At 57.3% G+C, this 20383-nt stretch carries 15 protein-coding genes and 1 tRNA gene; 7 read left to right on the plus strand and 9 right to left on the minus strand.

Annotated features, from left to right (window positions below; genetic code table 11):
* Positions 1-298: 298 nt before the first annotated feature.
* Positions 299-919 carry a LysE family translocator gene (locus tag CAUR_RS03535; RefSeq protein WP_012256576.1) on the minus strand — a complete coding sequence of 207 codons (621 nt, stop codon included), beginning with the start codon at positions 917-919 and terminating at the stop codon, positions 299-301.
* 726 nt (positions 920-1645) lie between these two features.
* On the opposite strand from CAUR_RS03535, the gene CAUR_RS03540 reads away from it, so the two are divergent.
* On the plus strand, positions 1646-2170 hold the full coding sequence (locus CAUR_RS03540) for a hypothetical protein (RefSeq protein ID WP_012256577.1): 525 nt from the start codon (positions 1646-1648) through the stop codon (positions 2168-2170).
* Between the two features lie 58 nt (positions 2171-2228).
* On the opposite strand, the gene CAUR_RS03545 is transcribed toward CAUR_RS03540, so the two are convergent.
* Complete coding sequence (locus CAUR_RS03545) at positions 2229-3647, minus strand: BCD family MFS transporter (protein ID WP_012256578.1); 1419 nt, start codon at positions 3645-3647, stop codon at positions 2229-2231.
* A gap of 366 nt (positions 3648-4013) precedes the next feature.
* Between CAUR_RS03545 and trpA the strand changes: the two genes are divergently transcribed.
* The 3 genes from trpA to CAUR_RS03560 are packed head-to-tail and all read left to right on the plus strand — an operon-like array spanning position 4014 to position 6036.
* Positions 4014-4814: a tryptophan synthase subunit alpha gene (gene trpA / locus CAUR_RS03550; RefSeq protein ID WP_012256579.1), complete on the plus strand. Its 801-nt coding sequence runs from the start codon at positions 4014-4016 to the stop codon at positions 4812-4814.
* 19 nt (positions 4815-4833) lie between these two features.
* Positions 4834-5067 (plus strand): Lrp/AsnC family transcriptional regulator, encoded by a 234-nt coding sequence (locus CAUR_RS03555; protein ID WP_012256580.1) that lies wholly within the window; start codon positions 4834-4836, stop codon positions 5065-5067.
* 27 nt (positions 5068-5094) lie between these two features.
* Complete coding sequence (locus CAUR_RS03560) at positions 5095-6036, plus strand: acetamidase/formamidase family protein (RefSeq protein ID WP_012256581.1); 942 nt, start codon at positions 5095-5097, stop codon at positions 6034-6036.
* An 86-nt stretch (positions 6037-6122) separates the two neighbouring features.
* On the opposite strand, the gene CAUR_RS03565 is transcribed toward CAUR_RS03560, so the two are convergent.
* The 7 genes from CAUR_RS03565 to cysC are packed head-to-tail and all read right to left on the minus strand — an operon-like array spanning position 6123 to position 12470.
* The gene (locus tag CAUR_RS03565) at positions 6123-7796 is read right to left on the minus strand and encodes an NADPH-dependent assimilatory sulfite reductase hemoprotein subunit (RefSeq protein WP_012256582.1); all 1674 of its coding nucleotides are present in this window, start codon (positions 7794-7796) and stop codon (positions 6123-6125) included.
* A 33-nt stretch (positions 7797-7829) separates the two neighbouring features.
* Positions 7830-8636 carry a uroporphyrinogen-III C-methyltransferase gene (gene cobA, locus CAUR_RS03570; protein WP_012256583.1) on the minus strand — a complete coding sequence of 269 codons (807 nt, stop codon included), beginning with the start codon at positions 8634-8636 and terminating at the stop codon, positions 7830-7832.
* Positions 8633-9313: a precorrin-2 dehydrogenase/sirohydrochlorin ferrochelatase family protein gene (locus tag CAUR_RS03575; protein WP_012256584.1), complete on the minus strand. Its 681-nt coding sequence runs from the start codon at positions 9311-9313 to the stop codon at positions 8633-8635. The genes cobA and CAUR_RS03575 overlap by 4 nt, the downstream gene beginning before the upstream one ends.
* 12 nt (positions 9314-9325) lie before the next feature.
* A complete protein-coding gene (locus CAUR_RS03580; RefSeq protein ID WP_012256585.1) occupies positions 9326-10066 on the minus strand; it encodes a sulfite exporter TauE/SafE family protein in 741 nt (246 codons plus the stop codon).
* A 16-nt stretch (positions 10067-10082) separates the two neighbouring features.
* Positions 10083-11228 (minus strand): sulfate adenylyltransferase, encoded by a 1146-nt coding sequence (gene sat / locus CAUR_RS03585; protein WP_012256586.1) that lies wholly within the window; start codon positions 11226-11228, stop codon positions 10083-10085.
* 13 nt (positions 11229-11241) lie between these two features.
* Positions 11242-11907 carry a phosphoadenylyl-sulfate reductase gene (locus tag CAUR_RS03590; RefSeq protein WP_012256587.1) on the minus strand — a complete coding sequence of 222 codons (666 nt, stop codon included), beginning with the start codon at positions 11905-11907 and terminating at the stop codon, positions 11242-11244.
* Positions 11904-12470: an adenylyl-sulfate kinase gene (cysC, locus tag CAUR_RS03595; RefSeq protein ID WP_012256588.1), complete on the minus strand. Its 567-nt coding sequence runs from the start codon at positions 12468-12470 to the stop codon at positions 11904-11906. Before cysC ends, CAUR_RS03590 begins: the two co-directional genes overlap by 4 nt.
* Before the next feature lie 1389 nt (positions 12471-13859).
* Here cysC and CAUR_RS03600 point away from each other — a divergent pair.
* The 3 genes from CAUR_RS03600 (at position 13860) to CAUR_RS03610 (ending at position 20347) form a co-directional block, all read left to right on the plus strand.
* Entirely contained in the window at positions 13860-14111 is a 252-nt protein-coding gene (locus CAUR_RS03600; protein WP_012256589.1) for a hypothetical protein, read from the plus strand.
* A gap of 36 nt (positions 14112-14147) precedes the next feature.
* Positions 14148-14224: transfer RNA gene (locus CAUR_RS03605), tRNA-Pro, on the plus strand.
* 822 nt (positions 14225-15046) lie between these two features.
* Entirely contained in the window at positions 15047-20347 is a 5301-nt protein-coding gene (locus tag CAUR_RS03610) for a tetratricopeptide repeat protein (RefSeq protein ID WP_012256590.1), read from the plus strand.
* Positions 20348-20383: the final 36 nt, after the last annotated feature.

Raw genomic sequence — 20383 nt, forward strand, 5'->3', positions numbered from 1 at the left:
AGGAGCTGAGAACGTGCTTCCGCCCTAGCAGGGACAGTGTAGGCTGGGGGGATGTCGTAGGTGGTAGTAACGCACACCCGATACCCCTGCCATCAATCATCCCGGTGCGGCACCTGAGCGCGAATGTGCATCTGCGACACGTCCTGGCGACTCGCTGGTGATACGCCTGGCAGCGCTCCCGCACAGGTCTGACAACCTGACTAATGCACAGCATCACTCAAGATTTGACACAAGCACCTGTCATCTCGTGAACATGATGGGTACCCATCCCACACAAGAACGGTCAGTTGCATTTGAATTACGCCTCAACCGCCAACCGTACTCCCAAACCGGCCAGTACCGCTCCCGTGGCATAGTTGAGCCGACGACGCACGTCACTGCGGCGCAGCCAGACACTGACCCCGGCGACAACAAAGGTTAGGGTTGAAAACCAGAGAATGCTGAACATGAAGTGGATGGTCGTGAGCGCGAGTGCCGACCACAAAACCGGATCACCTGGATCGATAAACTGCGGCAAAAATGCCAGATAAAACACCGCAACTTTTGGATTGAGGACATTGCTCAATAAACCTTCGACAAAGGCATGGCGCTCTTGACCGACGGGCAGATGCGGTTCCTCCGTTGATCGTTGTCGCCAGGTGGTAATAATCGTCCACAGACCTAACCCGGCCAGATAGCAGGCACCGGCCAGTTTGAGCGCGTGGTAGAGCTGTGCCGACTGGAGCACAATCGCGGCTAACCCCAAACCGGAGAGCGTTGCCTGCACGAACAGACCACTCCCGATACCAAAGGCAGTTGCAATACCGGCGAGGCGCCCGCGAGCCAGGGCATTGCGCAGCACCAGCATGGTGTCAGCACCGGGGATGAGAGTCAGGATGGCAACCGCAATCGTGTAGGCGATCAGGCGTTCGGGAACCATAGCAACTCCGTAAGCATCAACAAGCATTATTCAGACTATGATAACCCAAGTTGCCACCTACACTGTGAGCAGGCCACGAAAGACTACCTGCGATGATGAACGGCACGACACTGCGCACAACATCATGCAGCGTACCTGAACGGTATGAATCGTTTGGGTCGCAGCCAGTTTCGTAGACGCACTACGTCACACACATCTGGTATGACTATCCGCCGTGTCGCTGTGGTGATAGAAGGGAGCACCGTGGGTGACGATCTATCCGCGTGCATCCGCCAAACCCGCGTCCATCCGTGTGCCACCCCTCCCCCCGTCGCGCTCAACGACCCGCACCGCTATGGTGACGTAAGGTAGCAACCTTGGTTACTATACCTCAAGCCGGCACCTGCGAGCGCAATCAGGTTTGTACCGCAGGTATGTCGGCGAAAACCTGGCACAAACCATTGCCTACCGCAATCCAGATGCGTACCGAAAGCAGGTTCCAGATTCTACACATATGCGCACTAGAGGCAGACGCGCACAGTGAATAATCCTCGTTCTTGATACTCACCAGCAGGTTGATCACGGGGAAGAGTTTCGTGCTCACACCTGCCCATCACCGACGGCAGGCACTATGCCAACCGTCATATACCACGATATGACCAACATCTGACCTTTGACACTGTTGGCTCAGCCCATTCCTTTGTATAGTAGAGGCAGCGAAGGGAGTCAGCGAAAGAGAGGTAGACAATGACCACCGAAACGTCTGTAACCGAAACGACCACCACCAAACATGGCGACCGGGCAACGATTGGTCTTGCCCTGATCGCGATTGGGGTCGTCCTGTTGTTGGGAAATGTTATCGACACCGGATTGCTGATCCTGCCCGCACTGGCCATCATCTTCACCGCAGTCGGCATCCGCACTCGCTGCAGCGGCTGGTTTATTCCGGCGGGTATTCTTGGCGGGATCGGCCTGGGTGCCATTCTGACCGATGTGCTGCCGCTGGCCGAAGAGGCTGAAAGTGGCGTATTCCTGCTCTCCTTTGCGGTCGGCTGGGCAGCGATCCCGCTCTTAAGTGCACTCTTCGCGAATGAACGGGTCTGGTGGCCCTTCATTCCCGGCGGGATTATGGCCGCTATCGGATCGTTGCTCATCATCGGTGAAAGTGGGGTGACGCTGCTGGAGGTGATCTTCAATCAGGCTGGTTGGGTCTGGCCGCTGGTCTTGATCGTGATCGGTCTCGGCCTGATCTGGCGACGACAAGCTGACTGAGGAAGGCAACGCCCCCGGTGGGATAGAACCGCCGGGGGCGTTCGCGCTGAAAAGCGACTTAGAAAATAATCTGATCGGCATTCACCTGTTCGAGGCTGCTCCACGGCGAACGCACCTGCTCGGCGCGGAGCTGACCGCGCAAACTGAGGACGAGGAGCAGCAACCCGGCTACCGCAATCAGCAGCAACGCACTCAGATAGACAGCAATATAGCCACTGGCAACCACGCCACTCATTCTGCCGATAATATCGCGGGCCAGACCGGCAGCAATCGTTCCGACCCCTTGCGATAGCGCCTGGGTAATACCCCACAGGGCAAGGAACAGACCGGCGTGGGAACGGTCACACAACCCCATCACCAGCGCAAGGCCACCGACAATTAGCATACCGCGCCCCATTCCGATCAGAGCAATCCCTCCCAGGAATTGTCCAACGTGATCGGGAGTATTGGCCAGGCTGATGGTCGCAAAACCGGCCACACCCAGGATCGAAGCGCCTCCCAGCATCCGCAACGCCGGATGACCACGCCAGAGCAGCCAGCCGGTTAAGACAATCGCGGTCAACATCCCACCGCCCCACACCGCAGTCAGGCGCGTCGTCTCGGCCACGCTCATCCCCAACACCTGACCGCCGTATGGTTCGAGCAGCACATCGTGCACAGCAAAGCCGGTCGTGGCCAGTGCCAGCACGATGAACAGGTTCCGCAGCGGGCGCTGCGCTGCCAGCATGCGCAACGACTCACCAAGCGTCTCGCGCACCCGTACCGGCGTGAAATCAACCAGCTCGCCATTCGGCTTCAACCGCTCTTGATCGAGCATTGACAGGAAGGTCAGGAATACAAAGGCTAACGCCGATCCCTGCATCACCTGGATCAACCGGGTATGGCTATAGTCGATCAACAGTTCACCGATCAGCAACGAACCGACAATCGTTCCCAAGACTAGCGCCACCCAGAGCAGACTCAACACCCGACCACGCTCTTCTACCGGCGTCACATCACTGACAATAGCGAGATAGATCGTCTCGGCAATGTTCACGCCCAGACCGTAGGCGAAGAAGATCGCAAAACAAACAATGACCGCTAACGGGAATGGTAAGTAGCCTTCACCACTCAGCAGAATCAGCGAGAAGGGAGCAGTCGCCAGGCCACCGTAGGTCAGCATCGCACCAAGTACCAGATAGGGGGTACGCCAGCGTCCGGCAGCTCGATGAACATCCGACTTGAATCCGACAATGGCGCGGGCCGGTGAGATAAAGTAGTGGAGAGCCAGTAATGAACCTACCAGGAACGCTGCAATCCCTAACTCGTTAATCAGCACACGGTTGAGCGTACCGGTCAGCGGTGCCAGCGAGAGTCCCATCCCAAATTGGAAGAGGCTCAGGCGCAATACCCGCAGCCACATCCGCAAACGAGGACGGGCAGCCAGCCAGTGTTGGGCCTGACGAAATGGGCGTAGCAATGTATCTGCCATTGCCATGTTCCAGCTCCTTGGGCTAGAGCGCGGTGTTGTGTCGTATTATAGCACGCCATGTCATGCGAAGATAAGGTGGGGTCGGTTCAGTTTACACCACCATTACATGAACCTCGGCTTTTAACACGCCGTGATGCACTGTCTTGCCTTGGTGAGCGCAATGGTCATCCACCGATAGCCCTGACACATTCAGACTTCCCATAGCTCGCTGTATACAACATGACACAGTTGCTCGCCGATGTATCGTCACACCTCTGATCCAGTTCAGGTACCCCGGCCAGAACACACTCTTTGTCCACACCATGGCGCATGCCCGAACCTGTGGTATGATGTCAGGTACAGCGATTGACCTCTCTACCTGTAGAACACACTATGAGCCGAATAGCCGAAACATTTGCCAGACTCCGCGCTGCGGGGCGTATTGCGCTAATGCCATACCTGACCGTAGGTTTTCCCGAACGCACCAGCACCCTTGAACTGGTACCGGCCCTCGAAGCAGCCGGCGCCAGTCTGTTTGAATTGGGCATCCCCTTCTCCGATCCGCTGGCAGACGGCACGACCATTCAGCGGGCGACCCAGCGCGCTCTGGAAAACGGGATTACGATTGCCGATTGTATTGCAACGGTCGCCGAATTACGGGCCCGTCGGGTGGCGGCCCCCCTGCTGTTGATGGGGTACTACAACCCGTTGCTCCGTTACGGTCTCGAACGCGCCTGTGCCGCTCTGGCGGCAGCCGGTGGCGATGGCTGGATTATTCCCGATCTGCCGCTCGAAGAAGCAGATGATCTCCGTCAGCTTGCCGCTGCTCACCAGCTCGACCTGATAATGTTCATCGCCCCCACCACCCCACCGGCCCGGATCAGCCAGATCACTGCCCAGGCCAGTGGCTTTCTTTACATCGTCTCGCTAACCGGTGTGACCGGTGCCCGGCAGACTTTAGCCGGGAATCTGACCGATCTGATTGCCAATGTGCGCCAGCAGACGAATCTGCCACTGGTTGTCGGTTTTGGGATCAGCCAGCCAGCGCATATTGCTGAAGTAGCCAGGATTGCCGATGGAGCAATTGTTGGCAGTGCCTTGATTGATCGCCTGGAACGTCTGCCACCTGAAGACCGGGTGAGTGGTGCCGCTGCGTATATTCGCGAACTGTTGAGCGCCGTTGCACGACCGTAATCAAGAGAGGAGCATTGTCATGGAAGCGCGAGCGTATGTCTTGATCGAGGCTGAGTCGGGCAAGATCGGTGAAGTATTGACCGCGTTGCGCGCCATTGATGGCCTGATTGCAGTCGATGCTGTGACTGGCCCCTACGACATTGTGGCAACCGTGCAAACGCCTGATCCACGCCAGATTGGGCGGTTGGTGATGAGTGAAATCCACGCCATTAGCGGGATCAAGCGCACAATTACCTGCATGGTCATTGGATGAAGTGTGTAGCAACAGAAGGGGATTACCATGGCTGAGCACGTCCTGGAAAAAGGCAAAGTTCATCACAAGTGGGACAACAGCTTACCCCCGGCAATCGAGATCGCTTCTGGCGACGTCGTACACTGTGAAACGGCAGAGGTAACGAATAATCAGGTGACACCCGGCTGCGATGCCAGCGTGTTACTCAATCTCGACTTTGGACAACTCTACCCGCTGGCCGGTCCGATCTTTGTCAAAGATGCCATGCCCGGCGATATTCTGGAAGTTGAGATTCTGCGTCTGCAACCACTCGATTGGGGCTGGACGGGTATCATTCCCGGTCTAGGGTTGCTGGCCCAAGACTTCACAGCACCGTATATCCGCCATTTCGACCTGAGCAACGGCCAGACTGCTCCCCTCCGCGATGACATCCATATTCCGCTTCAGCCATTCTGTGGCACGATGGGGGTTGCCCTTGACGAACCTGGCGCCTTCGATGTGTTGCCAACCGGCAAAGGGGGCGGCAATATTGATACCCGCCATCTGAATGTTGGTGCCAAACTCTACCTGCCGGTCTTCGTGCCGGGCGCCCTTTTCTCGGCAGGCGATTGCCATGCAGCGCAGGGCGATGGTGAAGTGTGCGTCACCGGTATCGAGTGCCCGATGCAATTCTCGCTGCGCTTCAATGTGATCAAGGGTCGTTCCTTGAAGCCGTGGCGCTACCACTTCTACACGCCACCCGGACCGATTCAGCCGGCATACGATGCTCGTGGGTATTACGTGACGACGGCTATCGGCCCCGATCTGATGGAGAACGCCCGCAATGCGGTGCGCGATATGATTGAATGGCTTACCGATAATTATCACCTGAGCCGTGAAGATGCTTACGTGCTGTGCAGTCTGGCCGGTGATCTACGCATTAGCCAGATCGTTGATGCCCCGAACTGGTGTGTCTCGTTTTATATGGCGTTGAGCGTCTTCCGCTCGTGAGATGGTCGGTTGACAAATATCCGCACAACAACACCATATCCGTCAGGAACCGGGGGTAACGCATTGCTGTTACCCCCGATGGTTTGTTATTCGTTCTGCCCGGCAAGGTGTTGCAAGGTTGCACTGCCCAGCCGATGGCAGAAATCACCAAAGGACTCGCCCGGGTTGCGTTCGCGCTGATAGAGTAGCAATATCGGTTCCAGCCGCGCGACAATCTCCTCGCGCTTGACATTATCGAGATAGACTTCTCCCAGGCGGGTTCCCAAAGGACTGCCACCCAGATAAATGGTGTAAGAATTCAGGCTGCGTCCTACCAATCCGATTTCAGCGGTATAGGGTCGGGCACACCCATTGGGGCAGCCGGTCATTCTGACGTGCGGAACCGGGCCATCGTGGAGTCCCAGCCGATCCAGCAGGGCGTTCATGTCACGAATCACCTGCGGCATGACCCGCTCGCTTTCGGTAATTGCCAGACCACAGGTGGGGAGAGCTGGACAGGCCAGCGCATTCTGAACAACGAGCGGGATGGTACCGGGTAGCGCGACATCATACTGGCGAAAGATTGCCTCGATGGCCGCACGATCAGCCGGTTGAATATTCACGAACAGGATATTCTGCTGCGGAGTCAGGCGAACTTCGAGGCCGAAACGCTGCACAACATCCCGAATTGCTGCCCGGAGATGATCTCTGACCCGCCCATTTTCGACAAACAGGCCAAAGAAGAGCCGGCCATCACCCTGTTCGTGCCATCCCAGGTGATCATCGGCGCTGAGCCACGTGAGCGGTCTGGGTTCAGGCAACGCATAGCCAACGTAGCGCTCGACCTCAGCTTTGAACCGCTCGATGCCCCAACTCTCAACCAGATATTTCATCCGGGCCAGCTTGCGGTCATCACGTCGGCCATGATCGCGTTGCACCTTCACAATCGCTTCCACAACCTCAAAAAGCTGGGCGGGAGCTACAGTGGTAAGCGGCTTTGCCAGTGCCGGATGGGTTTCCTTAACCCCATGACTCTGGCCCAGACCACCACCAACCAGAATGGTGAACCCTTGCAGACTCTCTTCAATCCACGGCACAATTCCAATGTCCTGGGTATAGACATCAACACAGTTATCGCCGGGGAAGGCAAAGGCAATCTTGAACTTGCGCGGCAGATAGGTTGCACCGTAGAGCGGTTCATCCTCTTCCAGACTCGCCGCCTTTTCCCCATCGAGCCAGATTTCGTAGTAGGCACGGGTCTTTGGCTTCAGCCGATCAGAAAGAGCTTTCGCATACTGCATCAGCTCGATCCGCTGACGATCAACAAAAGGTGCAGGGCAGGCCACAATGTTCCGCACCACATCACCACATGCCGAGAGTGTAGTCAGCAGATGACGGTTAAGCGTGCGAATCAGTGGCTTCAGGCCACCCTTGCGCACGCCGTGGTACTGAATGGCCTGGCGAGTAGTAAAACGCAACGTGGTATTGCCCAACTCATCCGCCAGCCGGTCGAGGGTCAGATACTGTTCCGGGCTAAGCCGGCCACCGGGAATAGCCACCCGGATCATAAATGAATACTCCGGCCCCAATCCCCGCGCTTTGCGGGCTTTACGCACATCGCGATTGTCTTGTTGATAAATGCCGTGAAACTTGAGAATCTGATACCCTTCATCACTGAAGTGATCGTTTCCGTCGTGCAGCTCGTGATCTACCGGCCCTCGCAAATGCCGGCTGGCCAGTTTGATCTGCTCAACTTTTGAAAGCCTGGGTGTATCCGTCATAAACTTTCTCCGCACTCATAGCTTCACGGATTGCTATCCGCGTTCAACAACGACCACGTCCCTGGCCTGATGCATCCCGGTGTAAGCCGGAACAGGCATTGCATGTACCGGTTCATCAGCAGCCACCGCCTGCAATTGCTCGCGCACCGCCACCACCGGGCCGATTACCCAGACTGCCGGTGCCTGAACCGCAACCCGCCCCTGCGCCACAGCTTCCAGCGCTGCCAGCACAATACGTTCGTTGGGTGTAGAGCCGTTCTCGATAAAAGCGCAGGGTTCCCAGGCGTCACGACCGGCCTGGATCAGCGCCTGCGCCAGTTCTGCCCGCCGTTCAACCCCCATCAGAATCACCAGAGTATCGATCCGGGCATAGGGAGCTATCTCAGGCGCAGCACCACCCTGCTCCTGACCACAGATCACGGCAAAACTTCGCCCAATACCGCGTAATGTCAACGGAATACCGGCCATTCCCGGTAACGCCAGCGCTGAACTGAGACCGGGCACTAACTCAACGGTAATGCCGTGTTGAGCCAGAAAGAGCCACTCTTCAGCACCACGCCCGTAGACCATGGGATCGCCGCCCTTCAAGCGCACGACCGTGCGTCCGGCGCGAGCATAGTGCAACAACAGATGAAGAATCTCACGTTGCACCCGATCCTGGTCACCCTTTGCTTTGCCGACGTAGATGCGTTCAGCTTGCGGGTTGACATACGCCAGAATCTCCGCAGACACCAGGCGGTCGTACAGCACCACATCAGCTTCGCCGAGCACCCGTAGCGCACGGAGCGTAAGTAATTCAGGATCACCAGGGCCGGCACCCACCAGGTAAACCTTGCTCATACCACCTCCTGTTGATGCAGGCTGAGATCGACCGGTACAGCGGAAGCAGTGTCGTACAGAGCCTGCCAGAGCAGGTTCTGCGCCTGAACGTAATCGCCTGCCCGCAGCATAGCCAGCGCTCCACTGTCTACGAGGCGGTACCAGGCAGCGCGTCGTTCGGCAAAGCTATGTGGGTAAGCCTGTTTGACCAGCGAGCGAAACGAGCGCAGCACATCCAGAAATGCCGCGTACTCTGGGCCATACACTGCGCTCAGATGCTCTTTGATCCGCACTGCCAGCGCCGGTGCGACACCACTGGTCGAGATGGCAATGACCAGATCACCCTGACGATGAATCGAGGGCAAGATAAAATCGCAATGGGGCGGATCATCGACTGCGTTCAGCCAGACTCCGCGTTCACGGGCTTCGGCAGCAATGGTGGCATTGAGAGTTGTATCTGGCAGATGGACAAAACAGAGCATGAAGCCTACCAGATCACCATAGTGATACGCACGTCGTTGCCAGTCGAGCCGGCCATCCTGCACGAGTGCATCCAGCGCCGGATGATCAAACGGTGAGATGAGTCTGACCCGTGCACCTGCATCCACCAGTCGCTGCACCTTGACCTCAGTCTCGATACCACCCCCGATGAAGAGCACCTTTTTATCGCGTAAATCCAGCATCACCGGATAGTACATACATCACCTCAATCAGCGCATCAGGCTGCGAAACACCAGGTGTGAGCCAATGACCATCATCCACGCCAGCAGTCCCAGGCGGAATGGCCGCTGACTGACATGCTGGGCCAGCCAGGCTCCCGCCAGCGAGCCGATCACGCCGCCACCGGTCAGCTTGAGAAATAACCAGAGATCGAATTGCCCCAAAACGGTATGGATTCCGCCCCCAATTGCCGAGAGGATCAGACCAAACCAGAGATCGGTGCCAACCACCGCCTGGGGTGAGAGCCGTGTCGTATTGAGCAGTAACAACGTGCCCAAAGCCCCTGCTCCAGCCGATGAGAAGCCTACTTCAAGACCGATAAATCCGGCGCCGGCAATCATCCAACCCGGTGCGAGATGAAATGAGGGCACTTTGATCAGGGTCACGAACAGATTGATCCCTGCGGCCACCAGCACGATCAAACCAATACCGAGCAGCACTACATCGCGATAGCTTTTCAAAGCGTGTAACAGAAAGCTACCGATCACAACAGCCGGCACACCACCGGCCAGCAGCCGGGCGAGGGTCTGCGGATGTACCTGTTGCTGCTGCCAGTAGATCAGGCCAGCCGGAATTTTGGCGCACAGCGCAAACAACAGCGCTGTGCCTACCGCTACTTCCGGCGCAATCCCCAGACCAAGGATCAACACCGATGTGGTGATCGTGCCACCACCAACACCGGTCAGACCAATGCTGACAGCAATGAGCAAACCAAGCAACACTTCGAGCATCTTACCCTCGTACCGGCTACAGCGTCTGGTAAGCAGCGCGTAACACTTCAGCTACTTCGGGTCTGGTAAACTCCGGCGGTAATGGCGATCCTGCGCGCAACAATTCACGTACCCGCGTGCCTGAAAGAACAAGGTGATGTTGGGTATCGTGAGGGCAGGTACGCGGCGAGACAACTGCGGCGCAGGTTACGCAATAGAAGGTCTGCTCAAACTTGAGAATATGGATGCCAATCTCCTCTGGACGGAAATGGTCAAAGATGGCCTGCGCCTCATACGGGCCGTAATAGTTGCCAACCCCGGCGTGATCGCGCCCCACGATGAAATGGGTGCAGCCGTAATTTTTGCGACTGATGGCGTGCAGAATTGCTTCACGTGGCCCGGCGTAGCGCATTGCTGCCGGATAGACACCCAACAACACCCGGTTTTGCGGGTAGTAGCGTTCGAGGAGAACTTTATAGGCCGCCATCCGCACCGGGGCCGGAACATCATCCGACTTGGTAGAGCCGACGAGCGGGTGAAGGAACAGACCATCGAGCGACTCTAGTGCGACTTTGTGCAAATACTCGTGGGCACGATGAATGGGATTTCGGGTCTGGAAAGCGACAATTGTCTGCCAGCCCCGCTCTTGAAACAGTTGTCGCGTCTCGCGAGGCGTATAGTGGTGTTCGGGGAATGGCCCCCGATCCAGGGTCAGCAATTGCACCTTACCGGCCAGATAGACATCCCCTCGCGCAAACAGCGCCGCAACACCGGGATGGGCGAGATCCGTGGTGCGATAGACCGCCAGTGCTTCATGCTCTTTATCAGGTCGATACTGCTCTTCGACATCAAGCAAGCCTACCGTTCGCCCATCCTTCGTCAAACGAACTGTTTTTCGATAGGAAGCTGCATCCTGTGCCGACACCCCCAGGGTGATCGGGATACTCCACGGCAGACCATTCGTCAGGCGCATCTCTTCCAGCACACTCAGATAATCGGCCTGGCCCATAAAACCTTCTAACGGCGAATAGACACCGGTGGCAATGAGTTCGAGATCGGCATACGCCCGTTCATCAAGCTCAAGTGCCGGCAGATGGTCATATTCGCGTGGATGTGCAACCCGAATCCGCTCAACCAGAACACCACCGTGCGGCTTCGGGAGAGAACTCGTTTGTGGTATCATCACCTCACCTCGTTCACAGCGATTGTTCACCGATCCATAGGCCACATTCAATCTTGCCCTTCCCCGACCAACGCCCGGCCCGCACATCTTCACCAGGGCGCACGGCCCGTGTACAGGGCCAGCAGCCGATACTCTTGAAACCGGCCCAGTACAATGGGTTCACCGGCAGGTGATGGGCTTGCGCAAATGCCTCTATCTGCTCCCGCCGCCAGTAGGCCAGTGGATTGATCCGCACCCGCTCACCAATCTCGACAAAACCCAGATCCCGGCGGGTTGCGGCCTGATCACGACTGCGAGCGTTTAAAAGAGCAGAAGGATTCTTGCGCGCCAGATATTCACGCAGGGGAGCAACTTTTCGCACGCGACAGCACCCATCGGGATCGCTCCGAAATTGCTCTTCCCCCCACGGTTCAGGTGGCAGGTCGGCACTTAGGGTGACAAACTGCATCTGGGGATAGCGCGTGATCAGATGGTCACGAGTGGCAAGGGTCTCCGGAAAATGGTAGCCGGTATCCACAAAAACCACCTCGCCCGCAAAACCGGCCTGAGCTGCCAGCTCAATAAGCACGACCCCGTTAAGATTGAATGCACTGGTCATCAGCAGATCGGGATAACCGGCAAGTGCCCAGCGAATGACATCACGAGGGTCGGTGTTCGCGTCCCAGTATTGTGTTGTCATTGGTGACTCACCTTCACCACAATATCCAGCCGTTCCAGCGCAGCCAGCAGATGATCCAGACACTCCGGCAAACTCATCAGATCGGTGCGCAGATGGACATCGGGATGCAACGGAGGTTCGTAAGGGTCAGAGATACCGGTAAATTGCGCAATCTCGCCGCGCAACGCCTTCGCGTACAGCCCCTTCACATCACGCTGAATGAGGACATCTAGCGGTGCCTCCACAAACACCTCAAGTTTTCTGGGTGCGGCAGCCAGCACCTCAGCACGTGTTTCCCGGTAGGGACTGATCGCACTGACCAACACGATCACACCGTGTTTGGCCAGCAAATTGGCTACAAAACCAATCCGCCGGATATTCGTATCACGATCTTCGCGGCTAAACCCTAACCCCTTCGACAAATGTTCACGAACGACATCGCCATCGAGCTGTTCAACCGGGTAGCCGGCCTCTTGCAACAGCGTCGCCAGCGCCCGTGCCAGCGTTGTTTTCCCGGCGCCAGAAAGCCCGGTAAACCAGACGACAAGTCCTGATCGGGTTGTTGGAATAGTGGACACAAACATCTCCTTATCCCAAGACTGTAATTGAGTACAGCAGACCACTCGTAGCATATCGATGCTACGGCCCGCAAAGTTTCGGTCTCCCAAATGGCAGCGGTGGCACTGGGGAATTAATAGCTTTGTCGAACGCCTGCCTGTTCCAGGCTCCTGTAGCCAACAGAGCCAGATAGCGCTAGCTCAGGTGGCAGGCGGCTATTATGTGAGGGTTGAACCGCCGGTACAACCAATCGAACAGGAGCCGGCAGTGGGGATTAATGGACAGCACCAAACCCGATTAAAACGGTGCCCCTCATAAAGCTGAGTGCAGCGTACCGATGAACTGATAGAACCAACCCTGGCAGTGCGAACATGGAGCGTCTGCACGGTTGCCCTCACTTTCTCTTCCAGGTAGAGCACGATTGCACCGGTGCAGGCTTGAGTATAGAGGAGAACAGCAATTTTGTCAATATATTTGATCAAGAACTCAAGAATGATCTTGACCGATTTCGTTCGCAAGCGAAGTGTACATGCGGAACCTATACCATCAGGGCGGTGGTGTACCGACGGATTGTGAGGCTGGTTGAAAACCCATACGGATGCCCGACGTGATGGGCGTCTCCGCCGGTTTCCCCGACGATACGATGCCGTACCTACACCATCACGTGGTATCAGGATGAGACACGGGTACAGTGTGTTGGCCTTGCACTTGCCAGGAACGATGTTGCCGATGCCCGGTAGGGGCGCACAACCGTGCGTCCCTACACTGCAATGGCGACCTGACTCAGCCGCACCAGCACCACGATACTCACACTGGATACATCTTGCTCAACAATGTGCATTCACTCAGTGGGTAGGGGCACGGCAACCGTGCGCCTACCCTGGTGTCCGGCGGTGCATCATTCGGGTACAGCATCAAGGTCGTAGCTGGTGTGTCATACCTTCTGGATTTGATATTACCCCTGCCTCAGCCCGGTGTCAGTGAGAAATGGTGCCGATGCAACTGAATCGGGTCAGCGGAGACCATAACAGAAAGGGGCAACACTCGCATGGTCTTACAAGTACGTGTTGAGGTATGCCTATCGCTTCCATCAGCATTCAAAGGCAGACTGCACATGCGAGCGTAGAGGCAGGTCTTTAGGCGTCCTGAACGCTCTCCCCCCCGCCCCTCTCCCGCAATGGGGAAGAGCGGAGGACAGCGGTCTGACTCAGGTCTTCCTGATGAGGTAGACGCTGTGGCAGATCATATTTTCAGTCCACCACAGTATAGATCAGGACAACACCTTCACCAGCGCATCGATGAAGAAAAGCCAGCTTGTTTGATCTCATTCAGAGTTGACGATGACAGGCACTTGCAGGTACCATACCTGTACAGCATCGGATCACTTTGACAACAATGAGTTCACTGGTGTTGATATGGATCCATCACCTGCACGTCGTTTACGCTGGTCTATGTATGGGGCACTCGTCCTGGCCATCCTGGCCATGATCCTGGGCGGATTATTCACCGTCATCATCGGTTTGTTCACCGGCCAGCTAACCCCTGATGCGCCATGGCAGCAGTGGCTGGCAGTTCTCTTTCCTGCCGTGCTGATATGGGGTGGTGGCGCGCTTCCCTTCGGCGCTGCGCTCGGCTTCTTCGCCTCGCATATCTGGCGTGATGTTTGACTCTTCGCCTCGACCGCGCTATAATCAAGGGGCGTTCGGGGCGTAGCGCAGACCGGTAGCGCACCTGAATGGGGTTCAGGAGGTCGCTGGTTCAAATCCAGTCGCCCCGACCAGACAAGACTGGCGAGTGTTTACTCGCCAGTCTTATCGTTTAATCCCCCGGTCAGGAAGAAGAGCAAACCTCAGTCCTATCTCCCCAATGTTGAGTGACGCTGTGTAACACGAGATTTGCAAACAATGGTGATAATATCAGTTATTACCATAACGTTCGTTTCAGATAAACATACGCTTGCTGCAACATCATTGATGATTTAGTGGTGATACTTATACCAAATGGTGTCAATCATTGCACAAACGTCGTAGAACGCAAGCACTATCCTGGTGCAGATTTCGCTTTCGGATGCCGAAGTGCTGTGCTAGCGCCGATCTGCCGGGATTGCAGAATTCGTTATTCAAACTGGTGTTACAGTCTGCGATCAGATGTTCAGGCAGGTTGTGAATCAACATTTTCTGTTTGCATCCGACAAAACATTGCATGCAGTGAACGTATATGCTATACTGTTTACAATGTGAGCCTGTGGATTGCATAGTGTTCGCCTTTTGGCGAGGCACCCGAACAGCAGGAATCGTTACCAGTTATAACCTGGAACTCCTGCCCGGCGTAAAATAGACCTGGGTGTTCCTCAAGCTACTGCATCGCATTCCTGAAAGGACGTGGCTCATTTCGAGTCATGAGGCATGAACGTAGTAAGCTGCCGTATGCGTTGCTTGAGAAGCCGCGAGACATAAGCTGCTGCGAAGTGTCACACCTGCCATAATTCGGTGCTATACTGCTTGCAAGCGGCGAATATCATTCGCATTGCTCTGGCGTTCCCTCAACGCATGATGTTTCACTTTCCGGCGGCGCCAACAGTAATGATGTGGGAGGATTCAGGATGGCGACTATTAGCCTGCAAGACGCCTATACACAAGCCAGAACATTTCTCGAGGCGAACCAGATCGAGCAGGCAATCGGCCTGATCCAGCATATCCTTGAACACCATCCAGACAACCTGGAAGCTCAACGACTTTTAGGTGAGGCATATCTGGCAAAACGCGATTTGCCTGCGGCAACGGCAACGTTTGAACAGGTCTTACAGGTTGACCCCGAAAATATTCCGGCCCACGTCGGTCTGGGAATGGCGTATGAATGGCAGGGTCGGCTGGATAAGGCGATTGCCGAGTTCGAGCAGGCACTGGAGATCCGTCCTGATATGCCCGAACTACGTGCCCAGTTGGTACGTCTCTACACCGAAGCCTGGGGCAGCGAGCATGCCGCTCTCCGCCTGAGCCGTCCTGGTCTTGCCCGCCTGTATGCCCGTGGTCATATGTTGCCACAGGCTATCCACGAATTTCGACAGGTTATTGCTGAGCATCCTGACCGGCTCGATGCCTGGGTTGGTCTGATTGAAGCACTCTGGCGAGACGGTCAACTGGATGAAGCAGCTACCGTGTGTCGGGATGCGTTGAAGCAACAACCCCATCTGCTCAAGGCAAATCTGATCCTCGGCGGAATATTGCTATTAGATGGCGATCAGCGCGGGCTTGATTACTGGCGGGTTGCGCAACGTATTGATCCCTACCAGACAGTCGCAAAACTTCTGTTTGACACGCTGCCGGTCGGTATACCAACACCTGACGTTTCCCTGCCGGCATGGGACGAGGCCGAATGGCAGGCGCGACGCGCAGCTTCAGTGGCAGCGGAGCAACCTGCATCGACGCCGGCGGACGATTTCTTTGCCGAGACAGGCTGGTTGACACCGGCAGCCAGCCCGGTGGCAGCCGCAGTAGCTGCCACTTCAGACGATGATCTGCTGGCTATGCTGCTCTTTTCGCCACCAGCAGCAACCAGTGTGGCTGAACCGACACAACCACCTGCTGAGCGGGATGAGTTCGATTTTGATCTGGATTTACCCCTCTCATCAGCTACACCAACCGGCCTGACACTTGATGAAATTGGAGTAGGTGTAACCGAAACCACACCTGCCAGCGCTGAACCGACCCTGCAACCCTTCTCGCTCGAAGAACTGGGCCTTTCACCAGAAGAGATTGCCCAGCTTGAAGGTCAGGCGCCCGCTGCTGCGGCCAGCGCCGAACCGGAGCTGACACCCTTCTCCCTCGAAGAACTGGGCCTGTCACCAGAAGAGATTGCCCAACTTGAAGGCCAGGCGCCTGCTGCTGCGGCCAGCGCCGAACCGGAGCTGACACCCTTCTCCCTCGAAGAACTGGGCCTGTCACCAGAAGAGATTGCCCAACTTGAAGGCCAGGCGCCCGCTGCTGCGGCCAGCGCCGAACCGACCCTGCAACCCTTCTCGCTCGAAGAACTGGGTCTGTCACCAGAAGAGATTGCCCAGCTCGAAGGTCAGGCGCCCGCTGCTGCGGCCAGCGCCGAACCGACCCTGCAACCCTTCTCGCTCGAAGAACTGGGTCTGTCACCAGAAGAGATTGCCCAGCTCGAAGGCAGATCAACAACAACCGGCGGAGCCGACACCTTTGCCGATGAACTGAGCGGTCTGCAACCATTTTCCCTTGACGATCTTGATTTCGGTGCAACATCGGCGAGTGATGAACTACCGGCCACACTTCAGCCCTTCTCGCTCGACGATCTGGCACTTGATGATGCAGTATCAGCATCTCCCGAAGCACACACCGAGTCTATCGAGCCAGGGATTTATAGCTGGCAAGAGCCATCAGCTCGCGGTGGTGGTATCAAGTTACCCCAAGAGCCAGAGCAGGGTGGCCCATCGATTTTCAGTAAGCTGGTCGAACGGGCGGCTTCGTTGCCTCCGGTCGAGGAGCCACCATTGTCACCGGTTGAGCTAACTGAAACTGATGTCGCCGCTTATTTCTCAAATGATGATGTGTCGCTTCGCGAGGATGACGATACACCTGAGCGTCTAACCGGTACATTCCGCATCCCAAAGGCAAGTATCGATGAGAGTCTGGCGCCAACCGGTGCGGTTCGCGCTCTGAGTGAAAAGAGTGAGCCGGTCAACCTGCCGAAAGAGCCGGAGCTGACCCCCTTCTCCCTCGAAGAGCTAGGCCTGTCGCCGGAGGAGATTGCCCAGCTTGAAGCTGCCCAACAGCAGCAGGCCCAGCCGGCAGCCCCTGCCGAGCCGGAGCTGACCCCCTTCTCCCTCGAAGAGCTAGGCCTGTCGCCGGAAGAGATCGCTCAGCTTGAAGCTGCCCAACAGCAGGCCCAGCCGGCAGCCCCTGCCGAGCCGGAGCTGACCCCCTTCTCCCTCGAAGAGCTAGGCCTGTCGCCGGAAGAGATCGCTCAGCTTGAAGCTGCCCAACAGCAGGCCCAGCCGGCAGCCCCTGCCGAGCCGGAGCTGACCCCCTTCTCCCTCGAAGAGCTAGGCCTGTCGCCGGAAGAGATCGCTCAGTTTGAAGCTGCCCAACAGCAGGCCCAGCCGGCAGCCCCTGCCGAGCCGGAGCTGACCCCCTTCTCCCTCGAAGAGCTAGGCCTGTCGCCGGAGGAGATTGCCCAGCTTGAGGCCGCCCAGCAGCAGGCCCAACCCGCCGCGCCTGCCGAGCCGGAGCTGACCCCCTTCTCCCTCGAAGAGCTAGGCCTGTCGCCGGAGGAGATTGCCCAGCTTGAGGCCGCCCAACAACAGCAACAGTCCCAACCCGCAACCCCTGCCGAACCGGAGCTGACCCCCTTCTCGCTCGAAGAGCTGGGGTTGTCGCCGGAGGAGATTGCCCAGCTTGAGGCCGCTCAACAGCAACAGTCCCAACCCGCAACCCCTGCCGAGCCGGAGCTGACCCCCTTCTCGCTCGAAGAACTCGGCCTGTCGCCGGAGGAGATTGCCCAGCTTGAGGCGGCGCAGCAACCGGCGACCACAAGTGAAACGATGGTCTTCACCGATGAGCCAATTGATAGCCTGCTGTCATCAACTGGTTCTACAGACGATGTGTTTGCACATCTGGATACAGCAAGTGCAGAGCCATCGTTTGAGTTGCCTGGGGTCGAACCCTTCTCACTTGATGAGTTTGCCGATCTTGAGCCATTCTCGTTTGAAGATATTGAGAGTGGGGCAACAACCAGTAGTGAGCTTGGGCTTTCACCCGATGAAATAGACAGTATCAGCCTGGGTAACTTTGAGACAGTAGTCCTCTCTGATGATGAAGAACCGATGATCGATACCGGCGACCCCGATCTCAACCGTTTGATAAAACTGGGACATCGCCAGGGGTACGTCGATCTGACCGATATTATCGCTGTGGTGAAAGACCCCGAACAGGAAGCTGACCGGATTGAGCAGATTGGCTGGTCGCTTTACCGGGCCGGCATTCAGATACGGGATGGCGATGAGATTATCGATATGGAGGCCGAGCTAAATGAGGAAGAACCTGCTCCAGCAACCTCATCAGCGACGGCGGATTTAACCCCATTCGATGAAGAGCCAGCCCTGGCACAACCTTCCGCCGAGCCGGAGCTGACCCCCTTCTCGCTCGAAGAGCTAGGCCTGTCGCCGGAGGAAATTGCCCAACTTGAGGCCGCCCAACAGCAGCAGGCCCAACCGGCAGCCTCCGCCGAACCGGAACTGACCCCCTTCTCGCTCGAAGAACTGGGACTGTCGCCGGAGGAGATTGCCCAGCTTGAGGCCGCCCAGCAGCAGGCCCAACCCGCCGCGCCTGCCGAACCGGAGCTGACGCCCTTCTCGCTCGAAGAACTGGGCCTGTCGCCGGAGGAGATTGCCCAGCTTGAGGCCGCCCAACAGCAGCAGGCCCAACCGGCAGCCTCCGCCGAACCGGAACTGCCCCCCTTCTCGCTCGAAGAACTGGGCCTGTCGCCGGAGGAGATTGCCCAGCTTGAGGCCGCCCAACAGCAGGCCCAACCCGCCGCGCCTGCCGAACCGGAGCTGACGCCCTTCTCGCTCGAAGAACTGGGACTGTCGCCGGAGGAGATTGCCCAGCTTGAGGCCGCCCAACAGCAGCAGGCCCAACCCGCCGCCTCTGCCGAACCGGAGCTGACGCCCTTCTCGCTCGAAGAGCTAGGCCTGTCGCCGGAGGAGATTGCCCAGCTTGAGGCGGCCCAGCAGCAGGCCCAGCCCGCCGCGCCTGCCGAACCGGAGCTGACACCGTTCTCGCTCGAAGAGCTGGGACTGTCGCCGGAGGAGATTGCCCAGCTTGAGGCCGCCCAACAGCAGCAGGCACAGCCGGCAGCTTCCGCTGAACCGGAGCTGACCCCCTTCTCGCTCGAAGAGCTGGGGTTGTCGCCGGAGGAGATTGCCCAGCTTGAGGCGGCCCAGCAGCAGGCCCAGCCCGCCGCGCCTGCCGAACCGGAGCTGACACCGTTCTCGCTCGAAGAGCTGGGACTGTCGCCGGAGGAGATTGCCCAGCTTGAGGCCGCCCAACAGCAGCAGGCACAGCCGGCAGCTTCCGCTGAACCGGAGCTGACCCCCTTCTCGCTCGAAGAGCTGGGGTTGTCGCCGGAGGAGATTGCCCAGCTTGAGGCGGCCCAGCAAGCGGCTTCGCCGTCGGGGACGGGGGCGGCTGAGGATGACCTGTTTGATTTCAGCATTGCCGAAACCGCACCGGTAGCAAAAGCTGTACGCACCGCTCCACGGGTAGAGGAACCACCGCCGCCGCCAGCACCAGAAGATACTGGCTTCGTGCCGGAACCACTGGAGGCGCTTGATGACATCTGGAATGCACCGCCTGAGCCGATGACGAGTGAACCGGCACGAGTCGTGTTGCCACCACTCAGCGAACGACCTAAAGCGCAACCGATGTTACGGACGCCGACAAGAGAAGAGCGACGAAGTGTAGCACCGACTCGTGACGATCTTCGTTTTGCCCGCCGTGAAGCTCTGACCAGCGGGCGTGGTCGTTCGGCACGGGCACCAATTCGGCCACGGGCACCAGAAGACTTTATTCCTACCGGTAATGCAACAATCGACGATTACTTACGACAACTGAGCACCAATCCGGCCAATCACTCTCTGGCTTTCACCATTGCCCGCCTCTGTGCGCAAACCGGGCAGGCCGAGCTAATGGCTGTCATCTATCGTCGCTTACTCAAGCACACGACACTGCTTGATCGAATGGCCGAGGAGCTGGAAGACCTTATCAACACCATCGAGGACACGCCAGTTCTTCGTCAGTTATATCGCATCCTTGGTGATGTGTACTCGCGTCAGGGACGACTGGAAGAGGCGATTGCCACTTACAGCGTCACATTTGCCGAATAAGTGAGGTATCCGTCTTTCTTATGTAGAGAAAGCAGA

The organism is Chloroflexus aurantiacus J-10-fl (assembly GCF_000018865.1).
GTDB classification, from domain to species: domain Bacteria; phylum Chloroflexota; class Chloroflexia; order Chloroflexales; family Chloroflexaceae; genus Chloroflexus; species Chloroflexus aurantiacus.

Coding starts and splice junctions, on each gene's coding strand:
- CAUR_RS03540 (WP_012256577.1), top strand. CDS start 1,646: ATGACCACCGAAACGTCTGTAACCGAAACGACCACCACCAAACATGGC.
- CAUR_RS03580 (WP_012256585.1), bottom strand. CDS start 10,066: ATGCTCGAAGTGTTGCTTGGTTTGCTCATTGCTGTCAGCATTGGTCTG.
- CAUR_RS03545 (WP_012256578.1), bottom strand. CDS start 3,647: ATGGCAATGGCAGATACATTGCTACGCCCATTTCGTCAGGCCCAACAC.
- CAUR_RS03565 (WP_012256582.1), bottom strand. CDS start 7,796: ATGACGGATACACCCAGGCTTTCAAAAGTTGAGCAGATCAAACTGGCC.
- trpA (WP_012256579.1), top strand. CDS start 4,014: ATGAGCCGAATAGCCGAAACATTTGCCAGACTCCGCGCTGCGGGGCGT.
- CAUR_RS03575 (WP_012256584.1), bottom strand. CDS start 9,313: ATGTACTATCCGGTGATGCTGGATTTACGCGATAAAAAGGTGCTCTTC.
- CAUR_RS03535 (WP_012256576.1), bottom strand. CDS start 919: ATGGTTCCCGAACGCCTGATCGCCTACACGATTGCGGTTGCCATCCTG.
- CAUR_RS03590 (WP_012256587.1), bottom strand. CDS start 11,907: ATGACAACACAATACTGGGACGCGAACACCGACCCTCGTGATGTCATT.
- cysC (WP_012256588.1), bottom strand. CDS start 12,470: ATGTTTGTGTCCACTATTCCAACAACCCGATCAGGACTTGTCGTCTGG.
- CAUR_RS03610 (WP_012256590.1), top strand. CDS start 15,047: ATGGCGACTATTAGCCTGCAAGACGCCTATACACAAGCCAGAACATTT.
- sat (WP_012256586.1), bottom strand. CDS start 11,228: ATGATACCACAAACGAGTTCTCTCCCGAAGCCGCACGGTGGTGTTCTG.
- CAUR_RS03560 (WP_012256581.1), top strand. CDS start 5,095: ATGGCTGAGCACGTCCTGGAAAAAGGCAAAGTTCATCACAAGTGGGAC.
- CAUR_RS03555 (WP_012256580.1), top strand. CDS start 4,834: ATGGAAGCGCGAGCGTATGTCTTGATCGAGGCTGAGTCGGGCAAGATC.
- CAUR_RS03600 (WP_012256589.1), top strand. CDS start 13,860: ATGGATCCATCACCTGCACGTCGTTTACGCTGGTCTATGTATGGGGCA.
- cobA (WP_012256583.1), bottom strand. CDS start 8,636: ATGAGCAAGGTTTACCTGGTGGGTGCCGGCCCTGGTGATCCTGAATTA.